The organism is Peptoniphilus sp., assembly GCF_034090345.1.
Taxonomy (GTDB): domain Bacteria; phylum Bacillota; class Clostridia; order Tissierellales; family Peptoniphilaceae; genus Peptoniphilus.
Genome location: NZ_JAXDSS010000082.1, coordinates 1 through 19,883, shown reverse-complemented (window position 1 = coordinate 19,883; position 19,883 = coordinate 1). Strand labels below are relative to the sequence as shown.

Below are 19,883 nucleotides of genomic sequence, written 5' to 3'. Positions count from 1 at the left end.
GCTCTCCCTTTTTAAGAGACAGCTTATTTAGTATAACTCTTTCAGTTTCCTTTGTCAAGAACTTTTTTTAATTCTTTTTAAAGTTTTTTCAAGAGTGTTGCTCTCACGAGGCAACTTGTATATTATGCCAAAATTCCACACACCTGTCAATACTTTTTTTAGTAAATTTTCAATTGTTTGAAACCCTGTGTTTTTACCGGCTTGCAGACATTTTATTTATAAGATTCTAAAAATTTTTTATATTTTTTCAAAAATCCATATAACTAATAAATACAAAAGCGGCTGGTGCAAAACATAGATGGCTAAACTTCTTTTACCTATTTCAGATAGAATATTATCTTTCCCATATTTTCCATAAAAGTTATTCTCTACTAATTTTCTTCCAATAAAAAAACCAAATAGATATATAAATATCCACGGTATAAATCCAAAATAATCTTCAGAAGTAAAATTTAAAGAAGGAAGTCCTAGGGGAAATAAATTTAAATTATATAGTTTTTCATTAATTTCTATCTTTCCGAATAGTACTGTTCCACTTTGAATATTATAAGTACATATATATAGAATTAACATTAAAGTTGACCATATATTTGTGTTCAAATTTTTTATTTTATCCTGAATCAATCCTGTTATTAACATGCACATTCCAAGTCCATTCATAACTCCGAATATTATCATTATCTCTCTTGCAAAAAAATAAGTTACCAAAGTTATTAGCAGACCAATTGTATTTAAAATTATCCCCCTCTTTATATTCTTCCTTCTATCTAATAAGCTTGAAGTAACTCCTGATATTATAAAAAAAGACGCTGCAATTGATATCTGCCAGACACTATTTATTAGAAAGTTTTCATACCAAGGTATTTGTTTAAATAAATTTATATCGTAAAACAGATGAAATAATATCATGGAAATTACTGTAAATCCTCTATACGAATCCAATATGTGATTTCTTTTCACTCTCTCATACTCCTAAGCAATTCAATTTCTATCTTGTGCCCTTCATTATCCAAAGGAGTTTCCAAATAAAAAGGTAGTGCGCGAAGTTTCTTATGATTTATTATTCTTCTTATTGCCTCAAGTCCTATGTGCCCCTTGCCTATTTCCTCATGTCTATCCTTGTGTGCTCCAATTGGATTTTTTGAATCATTTAAATGTATTGCTTTTAATCTTTCTAATCCTATTATTTTATCAAACTCTTCTAACACTCCATCTAAATCATTTACAATATCATACCCGCCTTCGTGAATATGACAAGTGTCCATACATATTCCAAGTTTATCTTTTAAGTTTACTCGTTCAATAATCATCGCGAGTTCTTCAAAATTCCTTCCTATTTCCGTTCCCTTGCCAGCCATGGTTTCAAGTAGGACTGTTGTTTGCATATCTTCATGTAATATTTCATTTAACAAATCAGATATTATATTTATTCCAACTTCTGTGCCCTGTCCAAGATGAGATCCCGGATGAAAATTGTAAAGATGTTTGCCAAAGTACTCTAATCTTTCTATGTCTTCTCTTAACACATCTCTTGCAAATTCTTTTACATAGTCCTTATTCGAGCAAGGATTTAGCGTGTACGGAGCGTGCACCAACATAATCGGCACATCTCCCTGCATATTTTCTATGAGCTTATCCGCATCTTCTCGGTCAAACTCCTTTCTCTTTGACCCACGAGGGTTTCTCATAAAAAATTGAAAAGTGTTTCCGTTTTGTTCTTTCATACTTTTATACAAACCGTTAAATCCTTTTGTAAAAGATTGATGTGAACCTATAATAAATTTATCCATGTTGATATTATACACAATTTTAAAAGTTTTTATTTATCTGATATAATGCAAATTAGGAGGCGCTTATGTTTGGAAAAATTTTAATAGTTGATGATGAACATTCAATCGCAGATATAATAGAGTACAACTTAAAAAAAGACGGATATGAAACTAAAACTGCCTATGATGGTAAAGAGTGTCTTGAAAGAGTTGCAGAAGAAACTTTCGACCTTATAATACTTGACATAATGATGCCTATAATGGACGGATTTTCAGTTTTAACTGAACTCAGAAAAACATCAAATATCCCCGTTATTATACTCACCGCAAAAGAAGAAGAAGTTGATAAAATACTCGGCTTAGAACTTGGAGCAGATGATTATGTTGTAAAACCCTTCTCAATGAGAGAGTTGACCGCTAGAGTGAAAGCTATTTTGAGACGTAGAAATATAGAGGTTCAAACCGAAACAGCACATATCAATTCAGAAGGTCTTGAAATCAACATAGATAAATACGAAATAAAAAAAGACGGAGAAATTATAGACCTCACACTTCGTGAATTTGAGCTTTTAAAATTCTTAGCTAAAAATCCGGGACAAGTTTTTTCACGCGAAGAATTGTTGGATAAAGTTTGGGACTATGAATACTACGGAGACATAAGGACTGTCGACGTAACCGTTAGACGTCTTAGAGAAAAAATAGAAGATGGCAAAGACTACAAATATATCCTTACTAAACGTGGAGTAGGATACTACTTCGGAGGATAAAATGCTCAGCAGTATAAAATATAGATTTATTACAATTTACTTCCTACTAGTATTAGTATGTATGTCAATTGTCGGAGCATTTATCATAAATAGACTTGAAAGTGCTCAACTTCAAAACGTCACTGAAAATATGAACTCAACCCTGAATTCAATTGTCACAACTTCAAACTATCTGACTACTGAAAATTGGCTCTCAAATCAAGACCAAATAATCAACACGTTTATAAGTTGGAGATTCCCTTCAAATCAATCCATGTATGCAATAACATCTGAAGAAAATCCGCTTATAATTGCCGCATCAAAGAATGTAGATTTAATGTCACTTGCCATATCCAACGAGACTATAGAACCCGACTTGGTCATAAATTCAATTTCAGGTTCAGAAGGACAACGAGTTATATTCGATGAAAATTCGAATTTGCACGAAAAGCATATATCGAAACCTATCTTTTCATCAGAAGGTAAAGTTATGGGCGTTTTGTACATGACAGAAAATCTAAATGGTGTATACGATGTAATAGATAACGCACGCAGTATTCTTACTTATGCAACCGGAATCGGTCTCATAATAACCATAACACTTGGATACTTCTTAGCAAATTCAATCACAGGTCCTATAAGTGACTTGACTAAAAAGGCAAAATTGATGGCAAAAGGCGATTTTAATCAAAAAGTAGATATAAAATCAAACGATGAAATCGGTAATTTAGGTTCTATGTTTAACTATTTAACACAGGAGCTAAAAATTACAATCGAACAAATGGAAATCGAAAAGGGCAAACTAAATACAATCTTTAACTATATGCAAGAGGGTGTAATTGCAATAGATAAAAATGGATTTCTAATCCATGCAAACCCAACCGCAAGAAGAATATTGAATTTAAACAATAGCAATGGCGAAAAAATCGACTTAGCTAATTTGAACATTTCAAATATAGACTACAATAACTTTTCAACATTAGTCGGCGACGGTGAAATTGAAATTCTCGACAGATTTTATAAACTTAAATACGCTCCTTTTAGAAGGGAGAAAAGTAATCAAGGTCTTATAGTCGTATTCCAAGATATGACAAAAGAACACAACCTTGAAATCATGCGTAAAGAGTTTGTTGCAAATGTCAGCCACGAACTTAAAACACCTATAACAACTGTAAAAAGCTATTCAGAGACAATCTTGGACTCAGAAATGGATTATGAAGACATTAAACACTTTGTCGGAACAATAAACCGTGAAAGTAACAGAATGGGAAGGTTGGTATCAGACTTGTTGCAACTTTCAAATATAGACTACGGCGCAAACAATTTTGTATTTGAACCAATAGATACCTACGATTTAATAAGCCACGTCCTAGAGAGTCTTGACGTTATGATAAAAGAAAAGTCTCACAACATAACCTTAGATATTCCAATGGATATAAACGACATATACTCAGATGTTCACTCAACTGAACAGATTATTATGAATATAATATCCAATGCAATAAAATACACTAAACCTAATGGAAAAATTAAAATAAGTTGCCAAAACTTAGATAATTTCTTAAAAATTACTGTAAAAGACAATGGAATAGGAATTCCAAAAGAAGATTTGAATAGAATATTCGAAAGATTTTACAGAGTTGAAAAAGGTAGAAGTCGGGCTATGGGTGGAACCGGACTTGGACTTTCTATAGCTAAGGAACTGATTGAAACTATGGGTGGGAGTATAGAGATAAATTCAAAATATAACTTCGGAACAGAAGTTGTCTTAAAGTTTAAGAGTGTGGTGCACAATGAATAGAGAGCATGAATATATACTAAATATAATACTGATCGCATTGGCCGGTTTGACATTGTTCCTATCAAACATACTGTGGGTTGACTTAAAAAAATCCCACTTACCTACCACAAAAATAGAAGACACTGATTATGCGACCAATGATTTATTTAAGGAACTTTTAAAGCCACAAAAAATGGTCGCTAACTACAACGGCCAACACCATGCCGTATATGACTTTGACGATATATACAACACTTATCGCCAATCAATATACGAAATTTTTTCCAATTCAAACACTAAAAATGGACAAGTCATTTCATTACAAGAATATTTAAAACTACAAGATCTCCCATCTTTAGTTTTCTTCTACTCTTCACCGGTAGACTTATCCATAATTGTAAACTTAATTGGAAAATCCGATTCAAACGACTCTCCTATTCTCATAAAAGAAATCTATCTGTCCAGAGAATTTATAATAGTTAGTGATGGAACTAATCACTATAGATTTGACAAAAATACTACAATAGACTTTACACTTTCAGCACTTGCCGGGGAGTCTTTGCCTGAATATAAAAATTTAAACGAACTATACAATGTTGAAAAAAATATTTATCTTCCGAATCAAAATAGCTACTTATTAAAGACTGTTAAATATTCAAATGATCTTAAAAGTTTGATGTCAGATGAATCTTATGTCAATAATTTAGCGACAAGATTTCTAAATCAAAATGAAGAGCACATTAGGGATATAGTTCAAGATAACAGTAGAAGTCTTATCTATGGAAATGAATATCTAACTCTTTACACCAACGGAATAATAGAATATAAAAACTTAAATGTACCGGAGTCTAAGACACGAAATCTGCATACTTCTCTTAAAAATTCTATTTCCTTTATTTCAAACAAAGTTGGCAATGCAGGAATATATATTTCTCAAATAACACCTATAGAAAATAACGGCAATCTTGGATATAGATTTTCTTTTAATCTTTATGAAGACTCCATCCCGGTTATAATTAATGACACTAAAAACCCCTACTATATAGAAATCGAATCTTACGGCGATACCATTACTTATTTCAAACAAAACTACCGAAAATCTGTAAGTGAATCGCCATTGCCGGAAAAAGTCAAATTCGCCGGTTTAGAGCGTACAATAAAAACTTCCTTAACAGTTTTTAACGAGCCTTTTGAAGAAGTTTTAAAAAACATCTCTGATATAGGAGTCGCTTATATAGACAACACCTCTCATGATCAGGCAGAACTTAAACATTCAATATTTATCAAATATAACAACAGAAGGTTGTTCTTTTCTATGGAATCCGGACGCCTTTTAATGGAGAAATAGTATGGATTGGTATAAAGCAAAAAAAATATTGATAATCGCGTTGATAACAACTAATATCCTGCTCTTTGGAATGATAATTCTCCGTTCATTTATAATTCAGGATAGAACTACATCGTACACTTTTATCAAACAAGTCAATTCAAGGCTACTTGAAAAGGGAATAAATATACATTCGAAAATTCCAAGGACAAAAATCAGTTTGCCATCCTTGAGAGTGGAATTTGATTCCTACTCTAAACTTGATTTAAACGAAAGATTTTTTGCCAGTAGAGGAAAGTTTCAAGATCCAAACAGCAGCTTTACTCAAATAACTTATGCCGATGAAATTTTAAGCGTATTAAACACCCGTAGACTAATTTACGAAAATGTAAATCCCAAAATATCTACTAAGTCCAAATTAAAAGCTGAAGACGTTGCAAAGAAATTTTTATTGGATAGAAACTTTGATGTTTCAAATATGTTGTTAGTGTATTCAAACTCTTCTAACGGTCAAACAGAACTTAAATTTGCAAAAGAGTTTGAAGGTGTAATACTAGAGAGATCATTTGCCAACTTCATAATAAAAGGAGATACTGTCGTATCAATGGATAGACTTTGGCTAAATGTAATAGACAAATCAACCAGTATAGTCCATATGCACTCAGCTCCAAGGGCCTTACTTACTCTCCTATCCGAACCTGAGATGTATTCAAAAACTATCACTCGAATAGAAGAATGTTACTACTTCGACCCTGAAGAACAAGGTTATGTAGAAGATATAACCAAAGCCACAGAGGGAAAAGCAATAGCTGCTTGGAGAATTCAATTCTCAGATGGAGAAAGTACAGAAATAGAATCAAAGTAAGTGTTGTCAAAAATAAACGACAACACTTATTATATTCAATATTTAATTTGTCAATATTCTTCTTTTACTCACAAATACATAACCGCTCGCCGCTATAAATATTAGCGCTATTACAACCAATATATGAGTTGGAAAATCAGAACCCAAGCTTACCAGCTTAAATCTTATTGCAACAAGTGCCCACGCTACCGGTAGCATATATACCGAATTTTTTAATTTAAATCCTATAGCTAAAATTATTAAACTAAAAATCGAAACCAATACTAAACCACCAACTATATCATCTACACCCATTCTACCCGCAACTCTTATCATTACAGCAGCTAAATTTGGTGCATTTGCTATACTAATCCATCCTCCATAAATTCCAAAAGTTATTGGATATAATAATTTAACTCCTTTTAAATTAATTTTTTTAAGTTCAAATAAAATCTTAATCAATGTAAATGCAAGTCCAAAAATCATAATCATTGAAACCTCTATCCAAACCATTGAAAATGAAAATATCCATAGTATATTAAAAATACAACTCAACCAAAACGCGGGACTTATCTTTTCAACTATTTCTCTATATCCTGATTTTTCAGCATTTGTAAACAAAGCTACCACGCTCACAAATAAAAGAATATATATTATCCCCCAAATACTAAAAGCATATCCCGCCGGAGTTACAATTGTGGTGTACATCTCAGATACATCTTTTTGAGCTAATCCATTAATCATACCCTTAGCTCCCATGTAATTTATAATAACCATCACTACATAAAGCAGTAAATTTATCAACGACTTCTTCTTTAAATTATTCATAACACACCTCTTAAATTCGGAAATAAATTCCAAAACTATCATTTATTAAAATTTCATTCATTGATAAATCTATACCCAATAGAAATTTATTCTCCTTTTCTCTATCTCTTCAAAATTTTAAATTAAATTTAATCTCCAATTTTATATGAACTAATAATCTCTGATGTATCTACATTATAAAAATTAAAAATTCCATCTTCATATATAACCACAGACTTGCTACCATCTTTGGGAAGGGTTGGACTGCCAGGACACATATATATTATGCCTTTTATCTTTTCAAATCTTTTTATATGCATGTGCCCAACTACTACAATATCAGCACCTAACTTTTTGGCATTTTCTACTCTCTCTTCAATACTTTCTCTGTAGCCATGGAGTGCAAATATCTTTAAATCTCCCCACTCTAAAAACACCTCAACATTGTCTAAAAATTCCCTATCCATTATCTGCTCATCTACATCAGCATCACAATTGCCCTTCACCATAAAAATATCATCTCTTCCGGCAAATATCTCTGCCAATGCTTTGGCATCATACCCCGGATTAATTCCATTTCTCGGTCCCGGTGCAAGTACATCTCCTAAATGCAAAATCCTATCACAGCCATTCAAAATGCAAAGAGCTTTCTTGGTATCTTCTAAATATCCATGTGTGTCTGAAATAAAACCTATCTTCATAAAATCTCCTCTAAATAAAATACTCGTTTGACTTTAGTATACCCCAAGAGTATTCTTAAAATAAACAACTAAAGGAGGCTATTATGAATATCAGTGAACGACTTATAGAATATGTAAAAATTGATACTAAATCAGAACCGGAGTCAGCAACATTTCCAAGTTCTAAAAAACAATTCGACCTTGCAAATCTATTGGTAGACCAATGTAACGAAATGTGCCTATCAGATATCGATTTAGATAAATACGGATACGTTACTGCAACTCTTGAATCAAACACAGATAGAGAAATCCCAACCTTAGGGCTACTTGCCCACATGGATACTGCCCCCGCAATGACAGGCACAAATGTAAATCCTAAAATAATAAGAAATTATGACGGAAAAGATATAATTTTAAATGAAAAAGAAAATATTATTTTAAGCCCTGAAAAATTTCCAGCTTTAAATAGTGTAGTAGGATTAGATTTAATTGTAACTGATGGTACAACTCTTCTTGGAGCAGATGACAAAGCAGGAATAGCAATAATTATGGATAGCATATTGCATCTTAAAAACCACCCGGAAATCCCCCACGGAAAAATTAGAATAGCTTTCACGCCTGATGAAGAAATTGGACAAGGTGTAGAGAAATTTGACGTAGAGAAATTCGGAGCCGACTTTGCACTTACAATTGACGGCGGTAGATTAGGTGAAATTCAATACGAATGTTTTAATGCGATAAGTGCTAAAATATCTATTAGCGGCGAAAGTGTACATCCAGGAACTGCAAAAAATAAGATGATAAATGCACTTAGCCTAGCAATGGAACTAGACTGTATGCTCCCAGCAAACCAAAGACCACAATTCACAGAAGGATACGAAGCTTTTTACCACTTAGACGAATTGACAGGCACAGTAGAAAAAGCTGAAATGGATTATATTTTAAGAAGCTTTGACTATGAAGAAATTCAAAATATGAAGAATATACTATCCCATGCAGTTGAATTCTTAAATAAAAAATATGGAGAGAGAGTAACTGTTTTATTCAAAGATTCCTATAGAAATATGAGGGAGAAGATAGAACCTCACATGGATATAGTAAACCTTGCAATAAGCACTTTAGAATCAATTGATGTAACTCCTATTATAGAACCAATCCGTGGCGGTACAGACGGAAGTAGATTGTCTTGGATGGGGCTTCCAACACCTAACATCTTCACAGGCGGAATGAACTTCCACGGTAAATACGAATACATTCCAATACAACACATGGAAAAATCAAAAGAATTTTTGATTACATTTATCAAAAATCTTGCAAATAAATAGCGCTAAAAAAGGTAGTACTTCAAATCGAAATACTACCTTTAAACTTATTTATCAGCCGGTTCCCACTTGCAACGAACAGGAGATACAATTGCCTCTTCCTTTTTAAGAGCCTTAAATGCCTTATCAACATCAGCTTTTTCAAGACCGGTTGCCTTTGAAACCTCTGTTGCATTCATAGGCTTTCCGGCTTGTCTCATAGCTTGTAAAATTTGTTCTTTAATTTCCATCTTTACCACTCACTTTCTCAAAATACGGTATATTTTTACCCAAGAGCAACATCTAAAATCATCATCAATATAAAACCGGCAGCAAAAGAAATAGTTCCCTTGTTAGAATGTTCACCCTCAGACATCTCAGGTATTAATTCCTCAACCACAACATACATCATAGCACCTGCAGCAAAAGCCAAAAAATATGGCAAAACAGGAACTACCATGCTAGCCGCAAGTATCGTGAATATAGAAGCTATGGGTTCAACTATTCCAGACAAAACTCCATAAATAAAAGTCTTCCATTTAGACATTCCCTCAGCTCTTAACGGCATTGAAACCACTGCTCCCTCAGGGAAATTTTGAATAGCTATCCCAAGTGCCAAAGTAAGGGCCGCCGCCCTACTCACACCAGCACTACCAGCCATCCAACCGGCATATACCACTCCAACTGCCATGCCTTCCGGAATGTTGTGTAATGTGACAGCTAAAATCAACTTAGTAGTTCTCTTTAACTTGCTCTCTACTCCCTCTTCATCGTTATTAAAGTGCATATGAGGAGTTATTTCATCCAACAAAAGTAAAAATCCGACACCTACCGCAAAACCAACTGCTGCTGGCAAAAATGCAAGCTTTCCTAATTGCCCCGAAGAATCTATTGCCGGTAACAATAAACTCCAAAAAGATGCCGCCACCATAACTCCAGCAGCAAACCCCGTCAAAATCTTTTGCACTCCAAAAGATATTTTATTTCTCATAAAAAATACCATTGCCGCACCCAAACTCGTGCCTAAAAATGGTATTAAAATTCCCTGCAAAACTTCTAAATTCATATATACTCCACAAATTAGCAAACTAAAATTTTATTAATTATACCCATTTATTTTAATTCTTAATAGATTTAATAAAATTAGATAAAATTATATTACTACCAGTTATAATTATAAGCATCACTAAACTAATCTATAGAAACTTCTACTTCAACAATTTACTAAAATATAACTGAACAAAATATATAAAATACTAAATAGAACATAACATCCCAAGAGTGTTCATAATATGAAAGTTTCATTTAAATTTATTTTAAGCTGCGAACAATAGAATCTCCCGGTAAATTAATTAGAAAAATTCCTATACAAAATTATCCGCACTATTTTTTGAAATACATAAAATAAGTTTTATTATACATCTAAATAAAAGCGTGTATAATATAATTAAAATTATATTTATAATAAACATTTTAAATAAACTATTGAAAATATTAAGGAGAAAAATATGTTAAAAAGCAAAGATGTATAAATAAAGACGGAAAGCAATTCCATTTAAATTGTACCTCAAAAGATATCGGTAAATATGTTTTATTACCCGGTGATCCAGAAAGAACAAACTTAATTGCCCAAAAACTTGATAATTCTAAGCTTATAGGGCAAAATAGAGAACTTCGTGTTTGGACGGGAATGCTAAATGATAAAAAAGTATCCGTTGTAAGTACAGGTATGGGAGGCCCATCGACTGCTATCGCCGTTGAAGAATTAATTCATTGCGGAGCGCATACTTTTATTAGAGTTGGAACAAGTGGAAGAGTCGGAGAAAAAAGCCAAGATAATAAATACATAGGCGCAATTTTTACAAGTGCTATACGTGACGAAGGAACTTCTAAATCCTATGTTCCAGCTGAATATCCAGCAGTTGCCAGCATCGATGTTATCAACGCTTTGATAAAAGCAACCCAAACACTAAAATATAATTTTCTGCCAGGAATTGGACATTCAAAAGAATCATTTTACGGCGAGATTGATCCGGAAAGTATGCCTATAGACGAAGAATTAAAATCAAAATGGCGTGTTTGGCAAAGAGCCAATGCAGTTGCAACAGAAATGGAATCATCCACCCTATTTGTAATTTCTTCTATTCGCGGTGTAAGAGCAGGTTCTATTTGTGCATATGATTTTATGAATGAAGAAACGATTAACGTTGCAATCGAAGCAATAAAAAATCTTATTATACTTGATAGTGCAAGTACAATTTAAACAATTGCTAAAAAGTTTTGGTTTTAAGAAACTTAGAAATCATAAATTAAAATATCAAGTTTAACTAACTTTCCAAAGGTATCAATGAGCCTTAACTTGTTAAATTCCTCTATAAACATCGCTAGAGATATTCAATAATCTAATAATTTTATTGACAAATAAATCTAATTGTTATAAATTATAATTGACATATGTCAGAAATGAGGTGTTTGAAATGCCAAGGCCTAAAAGATGTAGGCAAATCTGTCAATATCCAGATTACTGGAGTTTTGCTCCTTTAAGCGATGCAAAAGAAGAGGTAGTTGAGTTAGCTTTAGACGAACTTGAAACCATACGCTTGATAGATTACTTCTCGCTAAGTCAAGTTGACTGCGCTGAACAAATGGGTGTTTCCAGAACTACAGTTACTTCTATGTACAATAGAGCAAGAAAAAAAATTGCCGAATCAATTATTGGAGGCAAGAAATTAGAAATCAACGGCGGAAATTGTAAAGTAAAAAAAACCTCCGTTTATACATTATGTAACAAGAAAGGAAAAGATATTATGAGAGTAGCAATCCCTTATGAAAATGGTGAAATTTTCCAACACTTTGGTCATACCGAAAAATTTAAAGTTTATGACATCGAAAATGGAGTGATAAATAATTCTACTATAATTGAAACTCAAGGCGAAGGACATGGTGCCATAGCAGGTTTTCTACAAACAAACGAAGTTGACGTTTTAATCTGTGGTGGAATTGGCGATGGAGCTGTAAAAGCATTGTTATCAGCTAATATTGATATCTATGCAGGAGCACGCGGCTTAGCTGATGATTTTGCAAATGCATTTACTGAAGGTAAATTAGTATCTGCATCTGAACCAACTTGTAATTGTAGCGGACATCATGATCACAATCAAGAAAACTGTGAACACGACCATGTAAACTCACATGGATGCAGTTGTCATGGAGATGATGGAGGGTGTTGTCACTAATATATGTTGATTTTTACATATAAAGGGAGACTCAAGTTAACAAGTCTCCCAAATACTTGACATAGAGCCTTAATTTATCTATCTTCATCTAACACACAGAATACGTAAGGTATATTTCTGTATCTGTCTTTGAAATCAAGTCCATATCCAACCAGGAATTTGTCTTCTATTTCCATCCCTATATAATCAGCTGTGATTTCTGCTTTTCTTCTTTCTTGTTTATTGAACATTACACAAGTTTTTATAGATTTTGGATTTTTCTTTTTTAGATGGTCTATTAAAAATTCCATGGTTATTCCGGTATCTAATATATCATCTACAACTAATACATCGTATTCGTCTAGGTCATAATCTATGTCTTTTATTATTTTTACACTGCCTGTGTTAATTTCGCCATCTCCGTAGCTTGATGTCATCATAAAATCTATTTTTGTAACCGGTTTTATATTTTTTGTAAGTTCTGCTGTAAAGAATAATGCTCCTTTTAAAATAGAGATTACTAAAAGATTTTTATCTTTATAATCTTCTGATAATTTTGCTCCAACTTCTTTTGCTATTTGCTCTAATTTCCCTTCGCTACACAATACTTCCCATTTTTTCTTTTCTATATCCATTTTTATCTCCTCAAGTGTCATTGTTTATATTTACGATATGTATTTTTATAATTTACATTATACCTTTTTATTGTTGTTTTCTCCATAGTCTATATTTGGGGTTCACAAGCGTTTATTTTGCATTTTTCTCATCGTTTTCTTGTTCTTCTCAACTCTTGTATATGTTATCTGCCCTATAAAATCTTATATTATTTTATTATATCTTCTAAAACTTTCTGTACTTTTTCCTTATCCATTTGATGATAGAATTTACCGTTTATCATAATATTTGGACCAAATTTACATTTTTTAAAACAATTTTGGCTCCTAAGGCTTATCTTTCCATCTTCGGTTGTTTTGCTAAAATCAATACCTATTATGTTTTTAACTGCTTTTAAAACTTCCATAGAGCCATTTTTCGCACACCTAGCTCCCGTGCAACAGATTATTTCATATTCCACTTTCGACTCTTTAACCGATGGCATGAATTTTATTATAGTCTTTATAATTTTTTCATCTAATTCAAATGCCTCTGCAATTTGCTTTTGATGACTTACCGATACACAGCCCAAGTCCTCTTGGCATTTTTTAATTGCAAATTTAACTCCTTCTTGACTCCCCTCTCCAAAATTCCCCACAGCTTCTTCTAACATATCTTTAAAATTCAGTTCTTCATTTCTATCTTCACACATATTATCACCTATAACTTAATCCTTAAATTTTAATAAATTCAAAATCCATTTAAATTCTTCCTAATTTGTATTTTTTTATTTTTCAAGTTTCATTAAATCATTAAAATACAAATAACTTTTATTCTATATAACTTATATTATACCAATTCTATCATTTATTTTCGAATTCAAAACCCACTTCAGTATCATCTGTTCTTTTCAATTTATTTTTAAAATTTGACATGAAAAAAGCATCCACTTTTGCAGATGCTATATCTTAATTAAAATTAAATAAGTCGTTTAAATTTTCCCCCATAGTAGGATGCGTGAATACTTGGTCACGAATATAGGTATATGGAATATTATTATCCATTGCCATTTTAATCAAGTTAATTAATTCCTCGGAATTCTTACCAAATAGAGTAGCTCCTAAGATAAGATTTGTCTTTTTATCAACTACTGATTTGAATAACCCCCGAGTATCTCCATTTACAACACCTCGCGGCATATTTGCAACCGGTAATTCTTTTGAAAAAACTTCATATCCTGCTTCAAGCGCTTCTTTTTCAGTTAAGCCAACATGAGAGAGTGTTGGAGATATGAAAATTGTATAAGGAACATTCTTTCTATCTTTTTGAGAATAAGATTTATCTCCCAATAAATAACTAATCAATATTCTGTAGTCATCCAGAGAAGTGTAGGTGAATTGCAATCCTCCGTTTACATCTCCAACCGCAAAAACATTGTCTACAGATGTTTCTAAATGTTCATCAACATTTATAGCTCCACGTTCGCTTAATTCCACATTAGTATTTTCTAGTCCCAAATTTTGCACATTAGGCTTACGCCCTGTCGCGTGTAGTAGGACATCAAACTCAAATGTTCCATGCTCTTTTGTATGAACGACTACTTTTTCTCCGTTGTTAGAAATTTCTGAAGTTTCAGTTCCAAGGATAAATTTCACCCCTTGCTCTTCTAAATATTCTTTTGCAAGATTTGCCACTACCACCTCTTCACGTCCGAGAATATTTTGCGTCGAGTCCAAGACTGTCACATTTGATCCAAATTTAGCATATAACGATGCAAATTCCAACCCTATATTTCCGGCTCCCAAGATCCCCAAATTTTTAGGTAGTGTTTCTAATTTTTGTAATTCTGTACTATCCACAACATTTTTTGACGTCTCTAAGCCCGGTATATTTAATACATTCGCAACCGTTCCAGTATTAATTACCACAATTTCAGCTGTGAGTTTTTCAGTTTCTCCACTAGCAGATATTTCTATCACTTTATCTTCTATAAATTTAGCTTTAGCTGTATATACATCGACTTGAGGATTGTTATTTAACCCTGCAAAATTTTTTGCTCTAAGTTTTTCTACAACATTATCACGATTTTGTTTTGCAACTTCGTACTTATCGCCTTTTTCACTAGAAACGATAAGCGTTTTTATAGGTATACATCCTATATTGATACAAGTTCCACCATACATAGTGTTGCTTTCTTCAACAAGTGCTACTTTTTTACCTAAGCTAGCAAATTTTGCAGCCAATGTCTTTCCAGCTTTACCAAAGCCAATCACTAATAAATCATAATTTTTCAATGTATTACCCCCTTGTCTTGGTAACTTTATTTTTATAATTTTGTAATTATACCCAAAATTTCAATTAAATTTTTATAATATCTTTTATACTATTTAAATTTTCACATTTTCATTTTTCTATACTCTAACAAAATTTATTTCTCTATATTCTAAATTTATTTAATATTTGTTTAAGACTAATGTCTTCTCATACTCTTCTATAAAAGCCCCATCTTTGTATTGGAAAAATTATGAATATTTGACATGTGTGGCTCCTTTAATAATCATTTCTGTTTAAACAAGTTTCCCTTACAAATTTTTTAAACTTAACAGTTCATTTTCTGATTCTAATAAAAGAATACCCTCAAATAATAGTATTCTTGAGAACTTATAACTAGAGCTTCCTGTCAAGTAATGGAATTTAAATGCTTTTTATAGTATAATATAAATAAATGTTTAATCGGTAAGGTGAGGAGTATTTATATGATAAAAAATCAATGGTATGCCGCGCTTTCTTCAAGTGAAGTCAATAAGAATCAATTGGTTGGCGTTAGAAGACTTGGAATGGATCTTGTTTTCTATAGGGATAATAAGGGAGAAGTTTCTTGTTTAATGGATATGTGTAGTCATAGAGGCGCTGCTCTTTCTAAGGGTAAGGTTGTAAATAATTGCAACATTCAATGCCCTTTTCATGGCTTAGAGTTTAATGGTGAAGGTGAATGTCAATTTATCCCTGCCAATGGGATTAACAATCAAGGTGATTTAACTAGATATAATGTAAGTTTTTTTAAGCTCATAGAAAAGCATGACATTATTTACATCTGGTACGGTGATAAAGATAAATCTAGCGATGATATTCCTTTCCACGATGAAATAGACAAGACTTTTGTTTTTTCAGAGTTCAAAGACCATTGGAATACACATTATTCAAGAGCGATTGAAAATCAACTTGATGTCGTCCATCTACCTTTTGTTCACCATAACACGATAGGTGCTGGAGGTAAAACACTTATCAACGGACCTAAGGTTATCGTATCGGAAGACAAAAAAACCATTCTTACAAGTGCAAATAATGAAGTAGATGAGGGACAAGCACCTAAAAAATCCAAAGACTGTAAAATTAAATCCACTTTTTTAAAATTTAAGTTTCCAAATGTATGGCTAAATAATATTGCAGATAAAATCAAGGTTTTAATATTTTTTGCTCCAATTGATGATGAAAATACAATTTTATATCTTCGTTTCTACAATAAGATCACAGGCATTAAATTAATTAATAGATTTATTGGATTTTTTGGAAAATTTGCCAATTTAATTATTGAAAGGCAGGACAAAAGGGTTGTTGAAACTCAAAGACCTAAGGCTTCTTCTTTAAAATCAAATGAAAATTTAATATACGGTGATAAACCCATTATTGAATATAGAAAATTAAGAGATTCTCTTCAACATTCCTAATTTACTAACTATTAAAGAATTTAATTTCAAAAAGCTAAGTCCATTATTTTATATTTTGATATATGAGGTTATTTTGTTGTCTAATTCATTACTTGACTATTAATTATATTTTATATCCTTCCCGTTCACTCCCCTATAAATATCTATCTTGCCTACACACGCCTACGATTTTTACTATTGATATATTCCCACAAGATATTTTTCAAATAGAAAAATGGCTTTTGAGATTTTAGAAAAGCCTCGTGTGTGGGAACAAGTTGACTTTTAAAAATACTTATTCTCTTTCTTTTTTTGCTTCTTTTTCCAATTTTTTTATTGTCTGAAGGTAACTTTCTTCCACAGGAGACAGGTTATTTTTTTGATATTGTCGATACTCTTTTTCAGCTTTTTCTATAGCCTGTTGATGGCTGATCTTACCAGCGGATTTTAAAAGATTTTCACCTGTTACACTTAACACAAGGTCGAGATGCTCAATATAATCAACCATGTGCATTGGATTGTGCCTCATGGCTTGAACTTCTGCAAAATCAAAATATCCAGAGACAAGATTGTTTAAAATCTTTAATTCTTCTTCCGTTAAATAATTTTTCGCTACCTGAGTTTCCCTTAGAGTTGGCATTGTCCCTGAAAAGGTGGTTAGACCCATGAAGGGCTTACTAGCATCTGCTCTTTGATAAATCACTTCAGCAGCTGTATTACCATGTGCCGCAAAGTGTAATTTATTTTGTACTATTTTGAAAAAGGCAATTGACTCTCTACTTTTAGGATCATAATCAACACTGGTCGCATACAAATCTAAGACTTGGCGATACATCACTTTTTCAGAGGAACGAATATCACGAATACGCTCAAGAAGTTCTTTCCAATAATTTCCTCCACCTTGGCCCTTGAGTCTCTCATCGTCTAATATAAAACCTTTTATGATGTATTCTTTTAATCGTTCCGTAGCCCATCGCCTAAAATGAGTGGCAACTCTTGATTGAATTCGGTAGCCTAGAGATATAATCATATCAAGATTATAGTGTTTTATCTGATATTTTTTTCCATCTGAGGCAGTTGTTCGGAATTTACGAACAACTGAATCTTCATCCAATTCACCTTCATTTATTATATTTTTTATATGTTCACTAACATTAGCTTTACTACTTTGAAATAATTCAACCAATTGTGCTTGCGTTAGCCATACTGTTTCATCTTCCAATTTTACCTTAAGATTACTAGATCCATCTTCACTTTGATAAATGATAATTTCTCCATTCAACCTCTCACCATCCATATTTAAAACGCTCCTCTTCTATATTCATACTACTCATTCACGATTATTTTCGAACTCTATTCATGATGTTATATTAAATCTCCTACATAAGTCGCTTATTTATTTGTTAATGCTTTTAAGAAAGTCGACAACATGCACACTCAATATTCACCTTCTATAATGTAGAATTTACTCATTTACGATATTCTTTTATTTTATCTGCATATTTTAAAAGCTCTTTTGAATATACTTTACTATGGTTCTATTCTCTCACTTCGTTCCAAAGAATTGCAACAACTTTCATTCAATTAGAAATAGCATTGCCGTTTTGGATTGAATGAAAATATTTTAAAAAGTCATGCCATATACAAGTTGAGTTATTGTATTTAGCATAGTTTGATACTCACACTATACTTTCAGTTTAATATTCATTGTTTTTGTTTTTTATAGATGAAATCGTTCAAGTTATCAGAGTCACATCAATATTAGGCTACACTAAATTGCATGATTTATTTGATCTTTCCTACTATTGGTTTATCAAGAACCTATAGAAGTTATATAGGTCTATATTAGTTTCTAAAATTTTACCCTTGGCATCAATCGTAGTATCTTCTAATCCAATTCTATAATTTATACCTTTTCCATAGCTATTTTAATAATATCCCAACCATATTTATTTTCACCCTGTAAAATTATTTCTATGTCAGAGCATAATTTTTGAAAGTAGTTTATTGAATCGTTAGCTTCCTTTATGGCATCCACACTCGTTTTAGGATTATTATTATCGTCTATGATTTCTAGTAACACTCTATAGCAGTTGATATATAATTTATTATTTGTAAAAATCTCTGCATCTTCTAGTGAAAAATTTCCATACTAAATTTTTATATCTTTCTCTTTAAGTATATTAATTAAATTAATACTACCTTCTTCAGAAAGATTTACAGAAATAAAATCAGGTTTGAAATTTGACCAGTTTGAAATCAGCTCTTCTCTTGATTTTGAATTAATTCCATTTTGTAATGGAGACCCAATTCCAATATTTATCATAGGAATTTACCCTTTAAAAATCTAAATTGAGGAGAGATTATATTTTCATCTAACGATTCATTACCATAAGAATCCCTAAAGTGAATATGAAAATTTAAAATTCCTTTATTGATAAAAAACTGTATCTCCTTTACATATTGTTCTAATGTGATTGGTACTTTTATTTCTTCAGTCGGAAATAATCCACCATTTAAACATATTTCTTTAAGTATTTTATATCTCCTTCCAATTGTATAAAAAAGATCTAATTTCAAATTTTTGTGTTTAATTTTTTTATTTTCTTGACATCAATACTACCGTCTCGACATTGTCTTTATTATCCAAACTAAAGTCAATGTCATAATCTATGAGCGGAAGCTTGAAAACAACTGATTTTATCCAAGTGCTTTTTTCTGTTTTTTCATCATAGATTTGAATTTCTTCTATAAATTCATTAAGTAATCTCTTTTTGTCGATATCTGAAAGGACTGTATAAAGGCTATTAAAATTAACAAGAATTTTATAAATATTATCAGAGGTTATTTTTTCTTCCAGGATTGCTTCTTTCCTTTTTCTGCTATCATTTAACTGCATTTCTGCATATTCTAACTGGTCATATAGTGCATCAAGTCTGAGATTTAAATCAGTATATTTTCTATCATAATGTTTATCTTCAAAATTTAAAGAGTCTATTTGATTAATTAGTGATGCTTTTGTACCTGTTAATTGCCTAATCTTCGCTAAGTGCTTATTAATAACTTCGTCAATTTCTTTAGTGTCTATTTGAATATTGATTTTTTCTTCAATT

The 19,883-nt window shown here is 31.9% G+C and carries 20 protein-coding genes and 1 pseudogene; 8 read left to right on the top strand and 13 right to left on the bottom strand.

Going from position 1 to position 19,883, the window contains the following annotated elements; genetic code table 11:
• Window positions 1-237 precede the first annotated feature (237 nt).
• Together SOR77_RS07435 and SOR77_RS07430 are read right to left on the bottom strand one after the other, a co-directional pair.
• Window positions 238-960: a heparan-alpha-glucosaminide N-acetyltransferase gene (locus SOR77_RS07435; RefSeq protein ID WP_320636500.1), complete on the bottom strand. Its 723-nt coding sequence runs from the start codon at window positions 958-960 to the stop codon at window positions 238-240.
• Window positions 957-1,790 carry a deoxyribonuclease IV gene (locus tag SOR77_RS07430; RefSeq protein WP_320636499.1) on the bottom strand — a complete coding sequence of 278 codons (834 nt, stop codon included), beginning with the start codon at window positions 1,788-1,790 and terminating at the stop codon, window positions 957-959. Before SOR77_RS07430 ends, SOR77_RS07435 begins: the two co-directional genes overlap by 4 nt.
• Before the next feature lie 65 nt (window positions 1,791-1,855).
• Between SOR77_RS07430 and SOR77_RS07425 the strand changes: the two genes are divergently transcribed.
• From SOR77_RS07425 to SOR77_RS07410, 4 genes are read left to right on the top strand one after another with little or no spacing between them, the layout of a single operon-like run.
• Window positions 1,856-2,536, top strand: coding sequence for a response regulator (locus tag SOR77_RS07425; RefSeq protein ID WP_320636498.1), 681 nt, complete (start codon window positions 1,856-1,858; stop codon window positions 2,534-2,536).
• A gap of 1 nt (window position 2,537) precedes the next feature.
• Window positions 2,538-4,316, top strand: a complete 1,779-nt coding sequence (locus SOR77_RS07420) for an ATP-binding protein (protein WP_320636497.1) — start codon at window positions 2,538-2,540, stop codon at window positions 4,314-4,316.
• Window positions 4,309-5,643 (top strand): hypothetical protein, encoded by a 1,335-nt coding sequence (locus tag SOR77_RS07415; RefSeq protein ID WP_320636496.1) that lies wholly within the window; start codon window positions 4,309-4,311, stop codon window positions 5,641-5,643. Before SOR77_RS07420 ends, SOR77_RS07415 begins: the two co-directional genes overlap by 8 nt.
• A 1-nt stretch (window position 5,644) precedes the next feature.
• The gene (locus SOR77_RS07410) at window positions 5,645-6,487 is read left to right on the top strand and encodes a hypothetical protein (RefSeq protein ID WP_320636495.1); all 843 of its coding nucleotides are present in this window, start codon (window positions 5,645-5,647) and stop codon (window positions 6,485-6,487) included.
• A gap of 42 nt (window positions 6,488-6,529) precedes the next feature.
• Here the strand turns inward: SOR77_RS07410 and SOR77_RS07405 are convergent, their stop codons facing one another.
• Together SOR77_RS07405 and yfcE are read right to left on the bottom strand one after the other, a co-directional pair.
• Window positions 6,530-7,294: a hypothetical protein gene (locus SOR77_RS07405; protein WP_320636494.1), complete on the bottom strand. Its 765-nt coding sequence runs from the start codon at window positions 7,292-7,294 to the stop codon at window positions 6,530-6,532.
• A gap of 128 nt (window positions 7,295-7,422) precedes the next feature.
• Window positions 7,423-7,974, bottom strand: coding sequence for a phosphodiesterase (yfcE, locus tag SOR77_RS07400; RefSeq protein ID WP_320636493.1), 552 nt, complete (start codon window positions 7,972-7,974; stop codon window positions 7,423-7,425).
• Window positions 7,975-8,057: 83 nt separating this feature from the next.
• On the opposite strand from yfcE, the gene pepT reads away from it, so the two are divergent.
• Window positions 8,058-9,278, top strand: coding sequence for a peptidase T (gene pepT, locus SOR77_RS07395; protein WP_320636492.1), 1,221 nt, complete (start codon window positions 8,058-8,060; stop codon window positions 9,276-9,278).
• Between the two features lie 44 nt (window positions 9,279-9,322).
• Here pepT and SOR77_RS07390 read toward each other — a convergent pair whose 3' ends face one another.
• Both SOR77_RS07390 and SOR77_RS07385 read right to left on the bottom strand, forming a co-directional pair.
• Window positions 9,323-9,505 carry a hypothetical protein gene (locus SOR77_RS07390; protein WP_004820078.1) on the bottom strand — a complete coding sequence of 61 codons (183 nt, stop codon included), beginning with the start codon at window positions 9,503-9,505 and terminating at the stop codon, window positions 9,323-9,325.
• 35 nt (window positions 9,506-9,540) lie between these two features.
• The gene (locus SOR77_RS07385) at window positions 9,541-10,320 is read right to left on the bottom strand and encodes a ZIP family metal transporter (RefSeq protein ID WP_320636491.1); all 780 of its coding nucleotides are present in this window, start codon (window positions 10,318-10,320) and stop codon (window positions 9,541-9,543) included.
• Window positions 10,321-10,782: 462 nt separating this feature from the next.
• Here SOR77_RS07385 and SOR77_RS07380 point away from each other — a divergent pair, with 462 nt between their 5' ends.
• Together SOR77_RS07380 and SOR77_RS07375 are read left to right on the top strand one after the other, a co-directional pair.
• On the top strand, window positions 10,783-11,517 hold the full coding sequence (locus SOR77_RS07380; RefSeq protein WP_320636501.1) for a nucleoside phosphorylase: 735 nt from the start codon (window positions 10,783-10,785) through the stop codon (window positions 11,515-11,517).
• Window positions 11,518-11,731: 214 nt separating this feature from the next.
• Window positions 11,732-12,490: a DUF134 domain-containing protein gene (locus SOR77_RS07375; RefSeq protein WP_320636490.1), complete on the top strand. Its 759-nt coding sequence runs from the start codon at window positions 11,732-11,734 to the stop codon at window positions 12,488-12,490.
• 74 nt (window positions 12,491-12,564) lie between these two features.
• Here SOR77_RS07375 and hpt read toward each other — a convergent pair whose 3' ends face one another.
• The 3 genes from hpt to SOR77_RS07360 all read right to left on the bottom strand — a co-directional run bounded on the left by hpt (window position 12,565) and on the right by SOR77_RS07360 (window position 15,357).
• A complete protein-coding gene (hpt, locus tag SOR77_RS07370) occupies window positions 12,565-13,104 on the bottom strand; it encodes a hypoxanthine phosphoribosyltransferase (protein ID WP_320636489.1) in 540 nt (179 codons plus the stop codon).
• 188 nt (window positions 13,105-13,292) lie between these two features.
• Entirely contained in the window at window positions 13,293-13,775 is a 483-nt protein-coding gene (locus tag SOR77_RS07365; RefSeq protein WP_320636488.1) for an NAD(P)H-dependent oxidoreductase subunit E, read from the bottom strand.
• A 256-nt stretch (window positions 13,776-14,031) separates the two neighbouring features.
• A complete protein-coding gene (locus tag SOR77_RS07360) occupies window positions 14,032-15,357 on the bottom strand; it encodes an FAD-containing oxidoreductase (RefSeq protein ID WP_320636487.1) in 1,326 nt (441 codons plus the stop codon).
• A gap of 462 nt (window positions 15,358-15,819) precedes the next feature.
• Here SOR77_RS07360 and SOR77_RS07355 point away from each other — a divergent pair, with 462 nt between their 5' ends.
• On the top strand, window positions 15,820-16,791 hold the full coding sequence (locus SOR77_RS07355; protein WP_320636486.1) for an aromatic ring-hydroxylating dioxygenase subunit alpha: 972 nt from the start codon (window positions 15,820-15,822) through the stop codon (window positions 16,789-16,791).
• A 274-nt stretch (window positions 16,792-17,065) separates the two neighbouring features.
• Here the strand turns inward: SOR77_RS07355 and SOR77_RS07350 are convergent, their stop codons facing one another.
• The 4 genes and pseudogenes from SOR77_RS07350 to SOR77_RS07335 all read right to left on the bottom strand — a co-directional run.
• Complete coding sequence (locus SOR77_RS07350; RefSeq protein ID WP_320636485.1) at window positions 17,066-18,067, bottom strand: virulence RhuM family protein; 1,002 nt, start codon at window positions 18,065-18,067, stop codon at window positions 17,066-17,068.
• 609 nt (window positions 18,068-18,676) lie between these two features.
• Window positions 18,677-18,853, bottom strand: coding sequence for a hypothetical protein (locus SOR77_RS07345; protein WP_320636484.1), 177 nt, complete (start codon window positions 18,851-18,853; stop codon window positions 18,677-18,679).
• Window positions 18,854-18,922: 69 nt separating this feature from the next.
• Window positions 18,923-19,096: a hypothetical protein gene (locus SOR77_RS07340; RefSeq protein ID WP_320636483.1), complete on the bottom strand. Its 174-nt coding sequence runs from the start codon at window positions 19,094-19,096 to the stop codon at window positions 18,923-18,925.
• Between the two features lie 273 nt (window positions 19,097-19,369).
• A pseudogene (locus tag SOR77_RS07335) lies at window positions 19,370-19,883 on the bottom strand (recombinase family protein); the annotation flags it as partial.